The sequence below is a fragment of the Mesorhizobium sp. M0938 genome, assembly GCF_040319125.1.
Lineage (GTDB): Bacteria > Pseudomonadota > Alphaproteobacteria > Rhizobiales > Rhizobiaceae > Mesorhizobium > Mesorhizobium robiniae.
In genome coordinates this window covers 35,837-53,402 of sequence record NZ_JAMYNS010000009.1, presented here as the reverse complement: position 1 = coordinate 53,402, position 17,566 = coordinate 35,837, and the positions used below count along the sequence as shown (strand labels likewise).

The window sequence follows — 17,566 nt, the reverse complement described above, 5'->3', positions numbered from 1 at the left end:
CTTTCTGAATGAGTTGCCGATTTTGACCGCCAGGGACGCCCGCCTTCACGCCTTCCGTTCCGATCTCGCCGATGCCAGGCTGAAAGGCGAGGTTGCTGCCGATCGCTTCGTCGCCGGGCGGCCGGCGCGCATATCAGCCTCCGTGGCCGATGTCCGCAAGGCTCCGCGCCCGGATGCCGGCGTCGATACCCAGCTTCTGTTCGGCGACGACGTCCTCGTCTTCGAAGACGTTGAGGGCTGGGCCTGGATACAGGCCGAGCGCGACGGCTATGTCGGCTATGTGGCCGACACCGTGCTGGGCAGTCGGGACCATGCGCCCGCCCATGTTGTCTCGGTGCCGCGCACTTTCCTCTATCCGGGACCGGATTTGCGGTTCCCGGCCAGCGGACAACTCTCGATGGGATCGGCGGTAACGGTGACGGGCGCGGCTGAAACACGCGGCACGCGCTATGCTCTGCTGCCATCCGGCGAGGCCGTCATATCTGGCCATCTCAGGCCTGTCGCCGAGGTTGCCCCCGACTACGTCACGGTTGCCGAGGCGTTTCTCGGCACGCCCTATCTGTGGGGCGGAGCTTCCGGCTTCGGCATCGACTGTTCCGGTCTCGTGCAACTCGCAATGCACATGGCCGGCAGGCAAGTGCTGCGCGACACCGACATGCAGGCGGCGACCATCGGTGAACCGCTCGACCCGGGCCCGGATTTTGCCGGATTGCAGCGCGGCGATTTGGCATTCTGGAAAGGCCATGTCGCTGTTATGACCGACCCAGAAACGATGATCCACGCCAACGGCCACACCATGCTGGTCTCGCGTGAAGGGTTTAGAGAAGCCGTCGCCCGCATCGGCTACCTCTATGGCGAGCCGACAGGATTTCGGCGACCGTAGCGCGAGAGCGGCTCTTCTCAGGCCAGAGGAATGCGTTCGATCACCTTTTGTTCCGATTCTTCTTGGCGATTGCACGCCGCCGCGCTACCTCTGGCGCGTGACAGAGCAGCCGCGCCTTGCCGAACAGAATGCCGCCGTGCACTTGGCCGAGCCATTCCTCAGATGGTTCGCGCAAAAAGGCTGGTCGCCGCGTACCCATCAGATCGAATTGCTGGCGACTGCCCAAGCCGGGCAGTCGGTGCTGCTGATCGCACCGACCGGCGCCGGCAAGACGCTGGCAGGGTTCCTGCCGTCGCTGACCGAGTTGGCAGGCCGGCCAAGGAAGAAACCGGGGCAGGCGCGTCGCGGCATCCACACGCTCTACATCTCGCCCCTGAAGGCGCTTGCCGTCGACATCGAGCGCAATCTCGGCAAGCCGGTCGAAGAAATAGGTCTGCCTATCACGATCGAGACACGCACCGGCGACACGCCCGCGCATAAGCGCCAGCGGCAGAAGCTGGCGCCACCCGACATTCTCTTGACCACGCCCGAGCAACTGGCGTTGCTGATCGCGGCGCCTGACGCCAGGCGCTTCTTCGAGGACCTGCATTACGTCGTGCTCGACGAACTGCATTCGCTGGTGACGTCGAAACGCGGGCATCTCCTGTCGCTCGGTCTGGCCCGGCTGGGATCCTTTGTTCCGGGCTTGCAGACGATTGGCCTGTCCGCGACGGTCGCCGAGCCCGACGAATTGCGGCGCTGGCTGGTCAGCCAGAACCCACCCGGCGGCATGGCCGAATTGATCGTCGTGACGGGCGGCGCCAAGCCCGAGATCTCCATTCTTGACTCGGAAGAGCGTGTTCCTTGGGCTGGACATTCGGCCCGCTACGCGACGCCGGAGATCTATAGCGAGATCAAGCGACACAAGACGACCCTGCTGTTCGTCAACACACGCAGCCAGGCCGAGCTGCTGTTCCAGGAGTTGTGGCGGGTCAATGAAGACACATTACCGATCGCCCTGCATCACGGCTCGCTCGATGTCGCCCAGCGCCGGCGCGTCGAAAAAGCCATGGGCGAGAATGCGTTGCGCGCCATCGTCGCCACTTCGACGCTCGACCTCGGCATCGACTGGGGAGATGTCGACCTGGTTGTGCATGTCGGCGCACCGAAGGGTGCGAGCCGGCTGGCGCAGCGCATCGGCCGCGCCAATCACCGCATGGATGAGCCGTCCAAGGCGATCCTGATTCCGGCCAACCGCTTTGAGGTGCTGGAATGCCGGGCGGCGCTCGACGCCAATTATCTCGGCGCCCAGGACACGCCGCCGCTGGTCAACGGCGGGCTCGACGTGCTGGCGCAGCATGTGCTTGGTTGCGCCTGCGGCGCGCCATTCCATGCCGACGTGCTTTTTGAGGAAGTAAGAACAGCCGCGCCCTATGCCGAACTCGATCGGCCGACATTCGACCGCGTCGTCGATTTCGTCGCCACCGGCGGCTATGCGCTGAAGAACTATGAGCGCTACGCCCGTATCCGCCGGAACAAGGACGGGCTGTGGCGCGTGTCCAATCCTCGGGTTGCTCAGCAGTATCGGCTGAATGTCGGCACCATCATCGAGGTGCCGGCGCTCAACGTGCGTTATACCAAGGCTGGCAGCAAGGGCTCTGCCTCGCGCGGCGGTCGCGTCCTCGGCAAGATCGAGGAGGCGTTCCTGGAAACGCTGACGCATGGCGACACATTCATGTTTGCCGGCAAAGTACTGCGCTTCGAAGGCATCCGCGAGAATGAGTGCTTCGTATCGAATGCACCTGGCAGCGACGCCAAGGTGCCATACTATGGCGGCGGCAAATTCCCGCTTTCGACCTACCTCGCCGAGCAGGTCCGCATCATGCTGGACGACCCGCAGCGCTGGAAGAAGCTGCCGGAACAGGTGGCCGACTGGCTACGCTTCCAGGCCGACAAATCGGTACTGCCGAAACGCGATGACCTGCTGATCGAGACCTTTCCGCGCGGCAACCGCTACTATCTGATGGCCTATCCGTTCGAGGGCAGGCTGGCGCACCAGACGCTCGGCATGCTGCTCACCCGCCGTCTCGACAGGACGGGAGCCAGGCCGCTCGGCTTCGTCGCCACCGACTATGCACTTGCCATTTGGTCGCTTGCCGATATGGGCGGGATGTTCCGGGCGAAGAAACCTTCGCTCAGCGAACTTTTCGACCAGGACATGCTGGGCGACGACCTCGAAGCCTGGCTGGCCGGCAGCTGGCTCTTGAAGCGCACCTTCCGCAACTGCGCGCTGATCTCGGGGCTGATCGAAAAACGCCATCCGGGCCAGGAGAAGAGCGGCCGTCAGGTCACCGTGTCGACCGACCTCATTTACGACGTTCTGCGCAGCCATGAGCCCGACCATATCCTGTTGCAGGCGACGCGTGCCGATGCGGCCACGGGTCTGCTGGATGTCAGCAGACTTGCCGAGATGCTCTCGCGCATCCAGGGACGAATCGTGCATAAGAACCTCGAACAGATCTCGCCGCTTGCCGTGCCGATCATGCTCGAGATCGGCAAGATGCCGGTGCATGGCGAGGCCGATGATACGCTGCTGATGGATGCGGCAACGCTGGTCGAGGAGGCCATGGGGACGAAATGACGCGCGCGCTGGCCATGCCTGCACCCCTGGCGGATGCCGATTTTATCGGCATCGCCGGCGAGCGCGCGATCTGCGATCGGCGCGGCGTGCTCTACTTCCCCGAGCTGAAATTGCTGGCGGTGTCGGATCTGCATCTGGAAAAGGGATCGTCGCTGGCACGACGCGGTACGTTGATCCCGCCTTATGATACCGGTGCGACGTTGCTGCGGCTGCAGGCGGTGATTGCCGATTATCAGCCGGCAATCGTCATCAGCCTGGGCGATAGCTTTCATGATGGCGGCGGCGCGGCGCGCATGCATTCGAGCTTCCGCGAACGGTTGGAGGGGCTGATGGCCGGCCGCGACTGGTTCTGGGTCGCCGGCAATCACGACCCGGACGCGCCGGCCGACCTGCCCGGCGAGACGGTGCGCGAGCTGGCTATCGGCTCACTCGTATTCCGGCATGAGCCTTCGGCAGTGAGGGTGGAGGGCGAGGTCGCCGGCCATCTGCACCCTTGCGCCCGCATCGTGCAGCAAGGCCGCTCGGTGCGGCGGCGCTGCTTTGCCGGCGACGGTGGCCGCATGATCATGCCGGCCTTCGGCGCCTATACCGGCTCGCTCAATGTGCTCGACCGCGCCTATGCCGGGCTATTCCGTCACGAAACGCTGATGGCCTACATGCTCGGCGCGGAGCGCATTTTCGCCATTTCCCACGCGATGCTAAGGCCTGGCTGAGCAGCTCTACCGACCGTAATAAAGGGCGACAGTGTGCTTCGCCTCGGCGAAGAACAGCCAGCGTTCGACCAGCATGCCGGCGAATTGGGCGATTGCGGCGAGTGCCGACAGCACCGCCGCATACGGCCACGGGAGGGCGACAGCGGCAATCAGCAACAAGGCGGGCAGGGCGAAGGCCAGCGCTTGCGTGATCTGGCGCAATCGCGTCTTGTGCTTGCGCGCAATGCGAAAGCCCATCTCCTTGAGCAGGTAGTTTTCCTCGGTGTGCGGCCATTCCATTGACCGCACCGTACCGCCGGCAAGTCCGGTCGCGGTATTGGCATTGGTCGGAATTTCCAGCCTGTCATTGTATCGCCAGGTTGCCAGCTTCCAGCCCCAGCCGAGCAAGGTCAGCAGCATGCAACCTGCAAGGAGGGTGGTCGAGCCGATGGCGAAACCCTGCAGCAGCGCGTTGAGAAGCACGCTGCCGGTCATCGCCGAAAAGATCAGATAACCGGGCAGAGTGAAGCGGCTGTGCCATTGGGCGATCGGCTTCAGCGATGCGTAGATCATCCCGGTGGTGCAGACGGTGACGATCGCGCCGATGGCAGCCAGCAGCCCGGCGACAGCCACCCAGCTGTTCGTGCGGCCGAGAAACACCCAGCCGATGGCGAACAACCCCGCCGGTACGAAGGTCGCAACCGACGCAACGCCTTCGCGCGACAGCCATGAGCTGCGCCATTGCGAAAACGCGCGCCAAGCGCGTTCGGGTCGGCCGAGGTGGCCGGCCGACGACAGCAGGCCGGCCGAGATCAGGCCGAGCGCCAGCCCCATGCCGACCAAGCCGAGCCAGAAATTGGGCGGGACGAACCCCAGTCCGGCCAGCACGCCAAGCAGCGCGAGCAGGCCATAACCGGCGCCGGTGGCAGTGGTGAAAAAGACGACGGAGAAGGCTGGATGCATGAGGCTGGTTGCTGGTCAGTTCGAAAGCATGCGGTCGACCCAGCCGAGGAAACCACCTTCAGCCCGCACCGCTTCGAGCGCCGGTGCCGGCACCGATGCGGCGCGTGTGGTATGGGCGCGCGGCGGCAAATATTTGTTGGTCGGATGATAGCCGAGTTCGGGCATCAGGTCGACGCCGCCGCGCTCAGTCACCAGTTGCGAGATCGCCGACGCCGGGTCGCCGAGATCGCCGAAGTGCCGCGCGCTGGTTGGACAGGCGGCTACGCAGGCCGGCACGCGGTCCTCTTCGGCTAGATTGTCGTTGTAGATACGGTCGACGCACAGCGTGCATTTCTTCATCACGCCGACATCGGTGTCGAATTCGCGCGCGCCGTAGGGGCAGGCCCAGCTGCATAATTTACAGCCGATGCACTTGTCCTCGTCGACCAACACGATGCCGTCCGAGGCCCGTTTGTAGGAGGCTCCGGTCGGGCAGACGGTGACACAGGCCGGTGTCTCGCAATGCAGGCAGGAGCGTGGGAAATTGACCGTGCGCCCACCCATCTCCGTCATGTGTTCATAGCTGTGCACGCGATTGAACCAGACCCCGTCGGCATCGCCGCCATAAGGATCGATGTCGGTCAGCGGCGCCATGTGGCCGCCGGTATTCCATTCCTTGCAGGCGGTGACGCATGCTTGGCAGCCGACACAGGTGTCGAGGTCGATGACGAGGCCGAGCTTTCTGTCTGTATGGGCGGGAAGGCAGGTCATGATCTGGCAGCTTCTCTTTCCCGACGGAACTCTGCGCCGAAACTGAGCTTGTCGGGCGAGGGTTCGAAATGCGGTGGCTGTCGGAAGCGCTCGAACTGCGGCTCGGTGAAGCCGGCTTCCTCGGCCGCGCATTTGACGATGCGGACGCGCAGGTCGAACCATGCTGCCTGGCCGGTGACCGGATCGGAGTTCGAATAGCGCTTGCCGTTCGCATCGGCAGAGGTCTGGTCGCCGATGATATGGTTGAGCAGGAAGCCGCGGTTGCTCTCGGCGGCGTCGTCCTTGAGCCCCCAACTGCCGCGCCGTTTGCCGATGGCGTTCCAGGTCCACACCGTATCCGCGTTGACGCCGTCGACCAGCTTGATCTGGCCTTTGACCTTGCCGTTGATACTCTCGATCCACACCCAGTCGTCGTCGACAAGACCGAGGTCAGCGGCGGTTCGGTCGTGCACGAACAGCCTGTTTTGGCTGGTGATCTGTCTGAGCCAGGCGTTCTGCGACCCCCAGGAATGATACATGTGCATTGGCCGCTGCGTCAGCGCATGCAGCGGATAGTTCTCCAGGTCGACAGCCGCTTCCTCGAACGGCGCGTACCAGAACGGCAGCGGGTCCATATAAGTCTCGATGCGGCTGCGCTCCGCCTCCGGCGGCAGCACCCGCCCATGGCCGCGCGCGGCAAGGCGAAACCGCTGGATCGGTTCCGAATAGAGCTGGAAGACGATCGGCTCGGCTTTCGGGATGAAGCCCATGTTCTCGGCGAAGTCGAGATAGGAGCGGTTGGCCATCTTGTAATAACGTTGATCGTCCGCAAAATCATGATGCCAGAAGCCGCCATTGTCGATGTAGCGCTGCAATTGGTCAGGATTGGGCTCGCCCCTGCCGATCGAGGCGCCGTCCTTGCCGCGCCAGCCGGCGAGCGGGCCGATGCCCGGCGTGCGCTGATGATTGACGATGTAATCGGCGTAGTCGCGGTATTTGGCCGAGCCGTCGTCGTCGACGAAACCGGGCAGGCCGAGCCGCGCGCCGAGCTCGATCAGCACCGACTGGAACGGCCTGACGTCTCGATCCGGCTCGACCACGGGATGGCGGATGGCATCGCCCGGGCCGTCGGCATGGCTGATCGGCCGGTCGAGCAGGCTGATGCAGTCATGCCTTTCGAGATAGGTGGTGTCGGGAAGCACGAGATCGGCAAACGGCACGGTCTCGGAATAATAGGCGTCGGAATAGATGATGAAGGGGATCTTGTAGTTTCCGGCCTCGTCGCTGTCGGTCAGCATCGCCATCGTCTCGACGGTGTTCATCGACGAGTTCCAGGCCATGTTCGACATATACATCATCAGCGTGTCGATAGGGTAGGGATCGCCGGCCCAGGCGTTGCGGATGACCGTGTGCATGAGCCCGTGGGCGGCAAGCGGCGCGTCCCAGGAATAGGCCTTGTCGATACGGATCGGCGTGCCGGCGTCATCGACCAGCAGATCGTCCGGTCCGCAGACGAAGCCAAGCGGCATGCCTTCGAGCGGCGTCATCGCTCTGACGTCCTTGCCCGCCGGCTTTAGCCCCGGCGGCGCCGACCTGGGATAGGGCGGCTTGAAGCGAAACCCGCCCGGCACGTCTACCGTGCCGAGTAGCACCTGGAGCAGGTGGATGGCGCGGCAGGTGTGAAATCCGTTCGAATGGGCCGAGATGCCGCGCATGGCATGCATTGACACCGGCCGGCCCTTGATCGTCTCGTGCCGGCGGCCGGCCCAGTCGGTCCATGCTATAGGCAGTTCGATCGCCTGTTCGAAGGCGATATGCGCCAGTTCGGCGGCCATGCGTCGGATCGTGTCGGCTGAAACGCCACAGCGTTCGGCAACGGCATCGGGAGAATAGCTCTCGTGCAGATAGCGGTCGGCGATGAGCTGGAAGATCGGCACGCAGCGGCGGCCGTCGATCTGGAAGTTGCCGGTCAGCGCCGGCTTTGCCTCGGGATCGGTGGCGCTGACGGGCACTTTCGCCACCCTGTCCCAGGCCAGCGGATTGTCGTCACTGTCGCGCGCGAACAGCCCATCGTCGGCCGCGCCCGGCTGCTGAACAACAAGGACATGGGCATTGGTGTAGCGCAGCAAATAGTCGAGATCGACGCGGCCGGCCTTCAGCAATTCGTGGATGAGGGCGAAAACGAACAGGCCATCGGTGCCGGGCCGGATGCCGACCCAGTCGTCGGCGATGGCATTGTAGCCGGTGCGACACGGATTGATCGAGACCACCTTGGCGCCGCGCGCCTTGAGCTTGCCGAGGCCGATCTTGATCGGATTGGAATCATGGTCTTCTGCAACGCCGAACAGCATGAAGTATTTGGTGTTGTCCCAGTCAGGCTCACCAAACTCCCAGAACGAGCCGCCGATCGTGTAGAGGCCGCCGGCCGCCATGTTGACCGAGCAGAATCCGCCATGGGCGGCGAAATTCGGCGTGCCGAACTGGCTCGCCCACCAGCCGGTCAGCGATTGCGACTGATCGCGCCCAGTGAAGAAGGCGAGTTTCTTCGGATCGGTGCGGCGGATTTTCGAAAGCCGTTCCGTCGCGATCGAGAAAGCCTCCTCCCACTCGATCTCACAGAATTCTCCCGAGCCACGCGGACCTGTCCGCAGCAATGGTTTTTTTAATCGGGCCGGACTGTAGTGCTGCATGATGCCGGCGCTACCCTTGCCGCACAGCACGCCGCGATTGACCGGATGGTCCTTGTTGCCGTTGATGTAGCGGACCTTGCCGTTTTTGATGTGGACGTCGATGCCGCAGCGGCAGGCGCACATGTAGCAGGTTGTCTTGGCGATGCTGTCGGAGACGTCGGGCGAGGTGTCGACGCCGTCCCCCTCGTTCGGCGCGCGCGTGTCGGCAAGCGACCGTTGGGACGGTGCGGAATTGGCGCCGCGCGGCGCTCCGTTCTTCATGATCTACTTTTGCGGTCCGAGTGTTTGGCTCGCGTTTTTGGTCCAGGGCCGCGCATATAATGCTCTTCCGGATGATAGCCGTCGCTGGAGAGCCGCCGCCGCAAGCCGCGCGTCCAGTGGGCTAACAGGGATTTGAACCGCCCGATCACTTTCTGCCCTTTGCGGACTAGCCGCGATATTTTTCCAATTCTGCGCAAAAACTTAGAACAAAATAATCGATCCGTCTAACAAGTTGCTCTTGTAATTCCAATCGAATTTCTTTCTTAATCCGCTCATGACTCTAGACCAGTTGCGGATCTTCGTTGCTGTCGCCGAACGGGGACACGTCACCAAGGCGGCAGAGCTGCTGGGCATTTCCCAGTCGGCGGCGTCGGCCGCCATCCGCTCGCTCGAACAGCAGCACGGCGTCCAGTTGTTCAACCGGGTCGGCCGCAACATTGAGCTGGCGCAGACCGGCCGCCGGTTCCTGCCCGAGGCCAAGGCCGTGCTCGAACGGGCGGCTGCCGCCCACAACGTGCTGGAGCACGTCTCGCAGACGATATCAGGCAGTCTTTCGATCGCCGCCAGCCAGACCATCGCCAGCTACTGGCTGCCGCGCCGGCTGGCCTCCTTCCACGAAGCCTACCCCGCGGTCAGGCTGAGCGTGACCATCGGCAACACCAGGCAGGTCGAGACTAATGTCCTGGACGGCACCGCGGATTTTGGCCTGGTCGAGGGGCGAACCGAATCCGACATATTGCGGCGTGCCAAGGTCGATGTGGATCGCCTGATGCTGGTCGTGGCGCATTCGCATCCAGAGATTGCTGAAGTCTCGCGCGGGCATCCCGACATCAGGGAGCTCCGTTGGATCATCAGGGAAGGCGGGTCGGGCACGCGCGAGGTGCTGGAAGATCTTGCCCGCCGTGAGGGAATCTCGTTCGCGGACCTCAGGATATTCCTGGTGCTGCCAAGCAACGAGGCGGTCCGTCAGGCGGTCGAGGCCGGCGCCGGCGCCACCATCATTTCGGAGCTTGTCGTCGCGCGCGCGGTAGCCGAGCGCAGCTTGCGGTCCGTGCCGATCGAGCTGCCGAAGCGCGATTTCGCCATGATCACGCATCGTGACCGGCAGGCAAGCCTAGCCCAGATGGCCCTCAAGGCACATCTGGGTGAGAAGGCCGGCGAGACCGTCCGGGTATAAGCTGGATCAGCCGAATTTCCGCTGCGCATCGAGCGCCAGCCCAAGCCCGACCGATCCGAACATGTCGCCTTCGATCGCGGACGCCTGCGGCACCAAGGCGAGTATCTGTTGCCTCGCCAGAGGGATGGCGGTCGATCCGCCGGTCAGGAATACCGCGGTGATGTCGGACGGTTTCACCTGCGCGTCGCGGATAGTCTCGTCAACCGTTGCGGCAACCCGTTCGATGGCCCTGGCGATCGTGCCCTCAAGCCCGGTGCGTGAAATTTCTGCCGCGAACTTCGCTCCGGGCAACGCAACCGCGACCTGTGCCGACAATTGCTCCGTCAGCTCGATCTTGGCCTTTTCAACCAAAGCGGCCAGCGCGTGCCCGAAACGATGCTCGACGATATGGATGAAACGGTCGACCAGGTCGGCGCGTTCCGCTTCGTAGCGGATCTGGCGCAGATGAGTCATCGCCCGGGCGGTGTAGACGAGATTGATGCGCTGCCAAGTCGCCAGATCGATGAAGTAGCTAGCCGGCAAGTTTCGTTTGCCGTCCTTGGTCGGCGAGAGATAGCCGAGTTGCGGCATCACATGGGCGATGCTCAACAGCCGGTCGAAGTCGGTGCCGCCGATGTGGATGCCTCGGCTCGCCAGAATGTCGTCTTTGCGATCGAGAGAGCGGGCGCGCTGCGGCGAGACCCGCACGATCGAGAAATCGGACGTGCCGCCGCCCATGTCGACGATCAGCGCCAGTTCTTCTCGCGTGACCTTCTGCTCGTAGTCGAGCGCCGCCGCGATCGGCTCGAACTGGAAGGCGATATGCTTGAAGCCCTGGGCGCGGGCTGCGTTTTCGAGTTCACCTTCGGCCTTGGCATCGGCCTCGGCATCGTCGTCGACGAACTGCACCGGCCGGCCGAGCACCACGCTCTCGACCACGTCGCCGGCATTCTCTTCCAGCTTTTTTCTGAGATGGCCGACGAACAGACCGATGATCTCGGTAAAGGCGATCGACCGGGCCCTGATCCGCGTCTTTTCATGGACAAGCGAACTGCCGAGCACGCTCTTCAGCGAGCGCATCAGCCGGCCTTCGATGCTGTCGGTGTAGTCTGCAATCGCGCGGCGGCCGAAATAGGTGCGGTTGTCCTCGAAGTTGAAGAACACGGCGCTGGGCAGCGTGACTTGGCCGTCTTCCAGCGCCACGAGCCGCGGCTGCCCGTTCCTGATCACGCCCACGGTGGAATTCGAGGTGCCGAAGTCGATACCGCCGAATGCTGGTCGCATCGCGAATTCCTGTATTTTTGAATCGGGAGCAGCAGCTCGACTCCGGCCGGGCCGGGCGCGGTCTAACCCACGAACGCAAAAAGGGGAACCAACTTTTGGAAAGGATCTAATCTTTCCGGAAGACAAGCCTTCCGAGCCAGCCCGTCAGCATGGCCAGCGACACGGCGAATATGCCGTAAAGGAAAGAATAATCATGGGCGATGCGGAAGATCGACTGTTCGAAACCGGATTTGCGGATTTCGAGCTGGGCGGAGCTTTCCTTAATGAACAGGCCGCTCTTGAACAGGAACGCGCGTGCCTTGTGGGTGCCGACCGGAACATTGGGGGCGAGTCTCACAGTGGCGCGGAACAGGTTCTGCGACAGGAACTGCACGCCGCCGACATTCTCGCTATAAAGCCCGGTCGCCGTTTTGCGCTCGCGCAGCGCTGCGGTGAATTCCTGGATTGTCGCCGGGCTGTCGCCATCGTCGGCCGGCTGCATGTAGAGGTTGGCGGCGCCGAGCGACAGTTGCTTGTAGCTGTTGGGATCGGTGACGTCCTGCAGCGGGCGCGTCGTCGCCACCGAATATGACACCGGCACATTCTCGAAGGTCTCGGACTCCAGATTGATCCAGATGCCGAGCACCCGGTCCTTGCGGCGCACGACCACCGGCCGCGCCGGCCCTTCCAGCACCACGATGATGTCGTAGCGACCCTGGCGTGCCACACGTGGATCGGCATTTTCCAATGAGCCGAAGATGGTGAGGTCGGCACCGGAAAAGCCGGCGGTGATCGAGACATGGTCGGTGGACAGGCCGATCTGAATGTTTTCGGTAGCTGGCGTCTGCGCTTTTCCTGGTGACACGGCGGCGAACAGCGACAGCGAGACAACGGCCAAGAACGCCCTCAAGCCCGCCATCAGGTCAGATCCACGCCGGACAGGGAATAGACATTGGGCGGCGTCACGAACAGATCGATGGCAAGGCGGATGGCGACCGCCAGCACCAGCAGTGCCAGCAACGCCCTGAGCTGCTCACCACGCAGCCTTTGACCGGCCTTGGCGCCGTATTGTGCGCCGGCGACGCCGCCCGCCATCAACAGGAAGGCGAGCATGACGTCGACCGTCTGGTTGGTCGTGGCATGGACCAGAGTGGTGTAGGCCGAGGTGAAGATGATCTGGAACAGCGAAGTGCCGATGACGACATTGGTCGGCACTTTCAAAAGATAGATCAACGCCGGCACCATGATGAAGCCGCCGCCGACGCCCATGATCGATGACAGGAAGCCAATGCCGGCGCCTAGGCCGAGCACCGGGATAATGCTGACGAAGAGTTTCGAGGCCCTGAACCGCATCTTCAGCGGCAAGCGGTGGATCCAGTTGTGCTGGCCGGATTTCTTCAGCACTGGTGCCGCGCCGCTGCGGGTGGCGCGTAACGCATTGACGCTCTCGACCAGCATCAGCCCACCGACGGTTCCAAGCAGCACGACATAGAGCAGCGAGATGAACAGGTCGAGCTGGCCGAGCCGGCGCAAGAAGCCAAAGACAAAGATGCCCCCGGTTGAGCCGACGATGCCGCCTGCCAAAAGCACACCGCCGAGCTTGAAGTCGAGCGTGCCGCGCTTCACGTGCGACAATGCGCCGGAGAAAGAGGAGGCGATAACCTGGTTGGCGCCGGTGGCGACCGCGATCGCCGGTGGTATGTTGTAGAAGATCAGCAGCGGCGTGATTAGGAAGCCGCCGCCCACTCCGAACATGCCCGACAGGAAACCCACTGCCGCACCCATGGCCAGCAGCACGAAGATGTTGACGGAAATTTCCGCGATCGGGAGATAGATGCCCACCCGTCAGTCTCGATCAGTTTGCCTCTCGGCGAATGCAACCGTTGCGGGCATTTTTGCGCCAAAAAGCTAAATTGTTCTTGCGCTGGCAGGACGGCGAAGTCAAACCCCGCCATACAGCCGAAACAAAAAACAACTCAATCAGTTAACAGGCAAATGTGTGGCAAGGGCATCGTGTAAACGACGCATCTGCCGTTATTTGCGCGCAAGCAGCGCCTTGACCAGCTTTTCGTCGACCGTACCGGTCGCCTTCATGTCGTTGTCGGTCTGGAAATCCATGATGGCGTCCTTGGTTTTCTGGCCCATCACGCCATCGGCATAGCCGGCCTCATAGCCGTTCTTATTGAGGATACGTTGGATGTTCTGAACGGCCTTCTTCATGTCGACGCTGGCGGTCGTCTGCGGCGTGCCGTCCTGCCACGATTCGGGAATGTCGGCCGAATTGGCCGCAGGATCGAGCGGCTTTGCCTTCCACAGTTCGGTGGCGCCGCGTGCACGTTCGAGTTGATCGGGCCTGAGCGCCTTGGCGATCTCGTCACGCTTTGCAGCCGCATCCTTGTCGCCGGTCTTGGCGACGAGCGCGAACCATTTGTAGGATTCTTCGAGATTCTGCTTCATGCCGACGCCCTTCGCCGCCAGGATCCCGAGATTGAACTGGCTGTCCTTGACGCCGAGATCGGCGGCGGCCTGGAACCAGTGCGCGGCCGAATCATTGTCGGTCACGCCGTCCGCCGCCATGGCGAACAGCACGGCCAGATTGTGCATGGCGCTGGCGTTGCCCTGCTCGGCGGCGAGCTGGTACCAGGTCTTCGCTTTCTTGACGTCGCGCGCGATGCCGATGCCCTTCTCATAGAAATTGCCGATGCGGTATTCCGCCGGTGCGAAGCCGAGTTCGGCTGATCTCTCGTACCATTTGGCGGCCGCTGCCATGTCTTGCTTGACGCCGCGCGATTCGGCGTAACGCGAGCCGATTTCGAACAGCGCCCTGGCGTCGCCGCCGGCCGCTGCGTCACGCAATGCAGCCGGACCGGCATCGGCTGGGATGTCGATCTTGGCAGTGGCCGCGGCCGTCGAAGCATCCGCGGGCGTGACGGTGCCGGTCATCTCCTGGGTCGCGGGCGTGGCAACCAGCGCTGTGGCCATTGGCGCGGTGTTTGAAGGCGCCGGGCCCCCAGGTGTCGATGCTGCTGCGTCTGCCGGATCGGGCGACGCCGCTGAAGCCATGGGCGCAGGAACAGGCTCGGTCTCGGATCCGGTGTCCATCGGCGTTTCGGCGCCCGACGGCGCGGCGAGGGCGGTCTGTGCCGGCATGTCGTCCTCGGTTGCCGATTCGGACGGCTCTGCCTGCCGGACGGCGCGGGCCGGCGCGCTGTCCGGCGCTGCAGTTTGCGGGTCCGTCCTTGGCTCGCTGGCGGTACCAACCGACGCGGCTTGCGCTGGCTGTGCGGCGACGGTCGACGCCGCGTCGTTGCCGGCCACTTCGACGGGGTCGGAGAAAAAGGCCTTGCCCAGTTGCAGGCCGGCGAGCGCCAGCATGATTGCGGCGGCCGCCATCAGGATCGGCTTGCGCCGCGCCTTGAGCAGGTCGCCGATCCTGAGCGCCTTCACTGGGCCGCGCGTCGTCGACTGCCGCTTGAGAGCTTCGGCCTCGGCAGCGGCGGCTTGCGCCGCGCGTCTGGCTGCGGCGATGAAGTCGGATTTCGATGCATCGGCATTGCCGGTCCTGACCGGCGGTCCGCGTTCGTCGCGCACGCGTTTCATGATGGCGTTGAGGTCGGGTGGGCCGGATCCGGGCTCCAGCGGCCGGTTGGCAACCTTCGGATCCAGTGGCTCGTCGAGATCGGCATTCGGTATCTCGACATCAGGCGCCGAGCCGGCAAGCGGTGCAACATCCGCCTCCTTCTTGCCCTTGAAGGCGCGCGCCAGTCCGCCGAGCATAGACCTCCGGCCCCCGGTCTGCTCGCTTTTCTCCATCGTCATGTCCGAACCAAGCGCCGCCATGGCCGCGGCCGCAGCGGCTTCGGCTGGCGTGCGGGTGCCTGGTTCGCTACGCGAACCTGGCTCATTGCGCATGACGGCAGGTGCACGGCTGTCGAGGTCGGTCATGTCCCCGGTCAGCGGCAATGGCTGGTCGATGTCCATGGACGGCACGTCCCGAACGGCCATCTTTGACGATCGCGCGCCGCGCCAGCTGTCCGCTTCGGCCGGTTTCGTGGTGAGAAGTTCGCTCACCGCGTCGGTCGGTTCGCCGGTCTCCAGCGAACCCAGTCGGTCAACGATTTTGAGCAGCGTGTCGTGGATAGCCTCGAAGGTCCTCGAATTGCGCTCGTCGGAACGGCGCGTCAGGGCTTCGAGCGTCTTCAGATCCTGGGCGAGGCCAGAAACGGCCGCTGTATTGGCACTGGAACCGGCCAGCGAACGGACAGCGCTCTCGGCTGCCTCGCGCGCCGCGCTGAGAATGGAATCGCGGGTTCCAGCCAGCGACTTCTCGATTTCGTTGAGACGCGGGCTGATGTCCTCGAATTCTGGCAGTGCCGTGCCGGGCTTCGAAAGATGCGCCGACAGCCCCGCGACCTGCGCTTCCAGGCTGCGGATCAGCGCCGGGTCGATGCCAGCGACTTGTGCCGCTGATGAATCCAGCCGGCTTGAAATGTCTTCGAGACGGCTTTCCAAACCACGAATTGCCGCCTCGCCTGCGGAATCGGGAACACGCGTCTCCATGTGCTTGGCCAGCGCGCTGAAGCGGGCGTCGATGGCGTCCATGATGCTGGCCCCATCGATCTGCGGCATGCGCTGGTCCAGCCTGTCGGCGACTTCGTCCAGCCGGCGTTCGAGATCGCGAAACAGCATGTTGCCCTGTTCGATCGCGTCTCCCTGGCGGCGCTCCATCATACCGGACAGCACGTCGAAACGCTGTTCCAGCCCCTGGAAGATGTAATCGGCGTCCGGCATGGCAGGCGCGCGGTCGATCTTGTCGGCGATGAGCGCGATCTGCCTGTCGAGACGCTCCATCGCCTGTTCCGGCAGATTGGCCCTGCCGGCGAGCTCGTCCACCCGGCTCGACAGCATATTGAGGCGGTCGATGACCTCGCCACTGGGGTGAACCTGCGTGACTTCCTCGATCTGTTGGGCAAGCGAGGCAATCCGCTTCTCGATGCGTTCAAAAAGTTCAGGATCGAATGAATTGGACTGCGCGGCGACCGTCGAGGCGACGATGGCGCGGGATATCTCGTCCAGCCGCTCGTCGATCATACCGAATGTGCCGCTGCCGCGGTTGTCCTGCTGCCTGGCGAAATGATCGACGGCGCCGGCAAGCGTGCGGACCTTCTCTTCAAGCGACCGCAGCGACAGCGATTCCGGCAGATTGTTGACGGCATTGCTGATCTGTTCGAGCCGGTCGGTCAGCATCGCAAGGCCGGGTGCATCGGACCGCTTGCGCTGATCGGCATCGACACGATCCTCGAACGCGGTCCAGCGGCGGTCGAAATCGTCCCAGCGGCGGCCGACCGCCTGCACGCTCTCCTCGCGCGCCAGCGTGTCGAGCGCGGCCTTGACCTGCTCCAGCTCGAGCCGGAGCATGTTGACGCTTCTGTCGTCGCTCTTTTCGGCCAGAGTCTGGATGGCGCCGGAAAGCCGCTCGAACTCGACAGCCAGCTCGGCGCTGCCTTTGCCGCCGCCAGACTGGCCGCCCGGCTGAGCGCTTGCCTGGAAAGCCCGCTCGATGTCCTTGCGCAGCGCCTCGAATTCGCGCTGCAGGCCGGTGGTCATCTGGTGGCGCAGTTCCTCGCGCAAGCCGCGCAATTCTCCGGCGATCTTGCCGACCACGGCGACGCCGTCTTCTTGGCCGCGCACGCGGTCGATGTCACGGGCGATTGCCTGGTAATTCTGGTCGAAAGCGGCCGGCGCCGGACTTTTCGGCGGCTGCGCGGGGCGAGGATCATCATAGGGCCGGGCGGCAGCGTAGCGCGGCTCCGCGCCCGGCCGGCGCGGATCGGGACGCTCGCTCATGTCCTCGCGCGTCCGCTCCAGCCGCTGCTCCAGGGTTTCCAGGGAACGGTTGAGCTGTTCAAGCGTGGTGTGCGGCCTGCGCTGCCTGCCGGCGTTGAGTGTATCGAGATAGGACCGCTTGCTGTTCATCGATGCGCCCGTTCAGAATTACTGGTCCGTCTAATTTCTGGCTTATGACCAGTTTCCCAAGTCCTGCCGGTAACGAAGGCGGCCGCGGCTTTGCTGCGGTGGAAGGCGATCTTCCCGGGTTTCACCCGCGCTCCGAAAAACCGTGAAAAATTCGCTACAGGATAAACACGGGTCACCGACATGCGCACATTTCGCCCAACGTGGTAAACAACGCGTTAACCAAGCTTAAGAAGTTGCGACGTTGTGTTGGTGGACCCCTAAAGCGCCGAGCTGTTGCGCTGGCGGATGCGGCATAAGGTTCCGCCCACACAACACCCTTGCGTCGTGAGGCGG

11 protein-coding genes are annotated in these 17,566 nt (G+C 63.6%); 4 read left to right on the top strand and 7 right to left on the bottom strand.

Annotation, left to right across the window (positions count from 1 at the left end; all coding sequences use genetic code 11):
- Positions 1 to 22: 22 nt before the first annotated feature.
- The 3 genes from NKH73_RS17525 to pdeM all read left to right on the top strand — a co-directional run bounded on the left by NKH73_RS17525 (position 23) and on the right by pdeM (position 4,216).
- Positions 23 to 883: a C40 family peptidase gene (locus NKH73_RS17525; RefSeq protein ID WP_352933944.1), complete on the top strand. Its 861-nt coding sequence runs from the start codon at positions 23 to 25 to the stop codon at positions 881 to 883.
- A 97-nt stretch (positions 884 to 980) separates the two neighbouring features.
- Positions 981 to 3,503, top strand: a complete 2,523-nt coding sequence (locus NKH73_RS17520; protein ID WP_352933941.1) for a ligase-associated DNA damage response DEXH box helicase — start codon at positions 981 to 983, stop codon at positions 3,501 to 3,503.
- Positions 3,500 to 4,216: a ligase-associated DNA damage response endonuclease PdeM gene (pdeM, locus tag NKH73_RS17515; protein WP_352933938.1), complete on the top strand. Its 717-nt coding sequence runs from the start codon at positions 3,500 to 3,502 to the stop codon at positions 4,214 to 4,216. Before NKH73_RS17520 ends, pdeM begins: the two co-directional genes overlap by 4 nt.
- Before the next feature lie 6 nt (positions 4,217 to 4,222).
- On the opposite strand, the gene NKH73_RS17510 is transcribed toward pdeM, so the two are convergent.
- The 3 genes from NKH73_RS17510 to NKH73_RS17500 are packed head-to-tail and all read right to left on the bottom strand — an operon-like array spanning position 4,223 to position 8,838.
- On the bottom strand, positions 4,223 to 5,158 hold the full coding sequence (locus NKH73_RS17510) for a dimethyl sulfoxide reductase anchor subunit family protein (RefSeq protein ID WP_352933935.1): 936 nt from the start codon (positions 5,156 to 5,158) through the stop codon (positions 4,223 to 4,225).
- A gap of 15 nt (positions 5,159 to 5,173) precedes the next feature.
- Positions 5,174 to 5,908: a 4Fe-4S dicluster domain-containing protein gene (locus NKH73_RS17505; RefSeq protein ID WP_352933932.1), complete on the bottom strand. Its 735-nt coding sequence runs from the start codon at positions 5,906 to 5,908 to the stop codon at positions 5,174 to 5,176.
- The gene (locus NKH73_RS17500) at positions 5,905 to 8,838 is read right to left on the bottom strand and encodes a molybdopterin oxidoreductase family protein (protein WP_352933929.1); all 2,934 of its coding nucleotides are present in this window, start codon (positions 8,836 to 8,838) and stop codon (positions 5,905 to 5,907) included. Before NKH73_RS17500 ends, NKH73_RS17505 begins: the two co-directional genes overlap by 4 nt.
- A 274-nt stretch (positions 8,839 to 9,112) precedes the next feature.
- Here NKH73_RS17500 and NKH73_RS17495 point away from each other — a divergent pair, with 274 nt between their 5' ends.
- Positions 9,113 to 10,015, top strand: coding sequence for a LysR substrate-binding domain-containing protein (locus NKH73_RS17495; RefSeq protein ID WP_352933926.1), 903 nt, complete (start codon positions 9,113 to 9,115; stop codon positions 10,013 to 10,015).
- A gap of 6 nt (positions 10,016 to 10,021) precedes the next feature.
- Here the strand turns inward: NKH73_RS17495 and NKH73_RS17490 are convergent, their stop codons facing one another.
- From NKH73_RS17490 to NKH73_RS17475, 4 genes are all read right to left on the bottom strand, one after another.
- The gene (locus NKH73_RS17490; RefSeq protein ID WP_352933923.1) at positions 10,022 to 11,278 is read right to left on the bottom strand and encodes an Hsp70 family protein; all 1,257 of its coding nucleotides are present in this window, start codon (positions 11,276 to 11,278) and stop codon (positions 10,022 to 10,024) included.
- 106 nt (positions 11,279 to 11,384) lie between these two features.
- Positions 11,385 to 12,176, bottom strand: coding sequence for a TIGR02186 family protein (locus NKH73_RS17485; RefSeq protein WP_352933920.1), 792 nt, complete (start codon positions 12,174 to 12,176; stop codon positions 11,385 to 11,387).
- Positions 12,176 to 13,099: a sulfite exporter TauE/SafE family protein gene (locus NKH73_RS17480; RefSeq protein WP_352933918.1), complete on the bottom strand. Its 924-nt coding sequence runs from the start codon at positions 13,097 to 13,099 to the stop codon at positions 12,176 to 12,178. Before NKH73_RS17480 ends, NKH73_RS17485 begins: the two co-directional genes overlap by 1 nt.
- Positions 13,100 to 13,291: 192 nt before the next feature.
- Complete coding sequence (locus NKH73_RS17475) at positions 13,292 to 17,233, bottom strand: peptidoglycan-binding protein (protein WP_352933915.1); 3,942 nt, start codon at positions 17,231 to 17,233, stop codon at positions 13,292 to 13,294.
- Positions 17,234 to 17,566 lie beyond the last annotated feature (333 nt).

Bases quoted from the DNA above. Each gene is read 5' to 3' on its own strand.
- pdeM (WP_352933938.1), top strand. From the start codon at position 3,500: ATGACGCGCGCGCTGGCCATGCCTGCACCCCTGGCGGATGCCGATTTT.
- NKH73_RS17510 (WP_352933935.1), bottom strand. From the start codon at position 5,158: ATGCATCCAGCCTTCTCCGTCGTCTTTTTCACCACTGCCACCGGCGCC.
- NKH73_RS17505 (WP_352933932.1), bottom strand. From the start codon at position 5,908: ATGACCTGCCTTCCCGCCCATACAGACAGAAAGCTCGGCCTCGTCATC.
- NKH73_RS17500 (WP_352933929.1), bottom strand. From the start codon at position 8,838: ATGAAGAACGGAGCGCCGCGCGGCGCCAATTCCGCACCGTCCCAACGG.
- NKH73_RS17495 (WP_352933926.1), top strand. From the start codon at position 9,113: ATGACTCTAGACCAGTTGCGGATCTTCGTTGCTGTCGCCGAACGGGGA.
- NKH73_RS17490 (WP_352933923.1), bottom strand. From the start codon at position 11,278: ATGCGACCAGCATTCGGCGGTATCGACTTCGGCACCTCGAATTCCACC.
- NKH73_RS17485 (WP_352933920.1), bottom strand. From the start codon at position 12,176: ATGGCGGGCTTGAGGGCGTTCTTGGCCGTTGTCTCGCTGTCGCTGTTC.
- NKH73_RS17475 (WP_352933915.1), bottom strand. From the start codon at position 17,233: ATGAACAGCAAGCGGTCCTATCTCGATACACTCAACGCCGGCAGGCAG.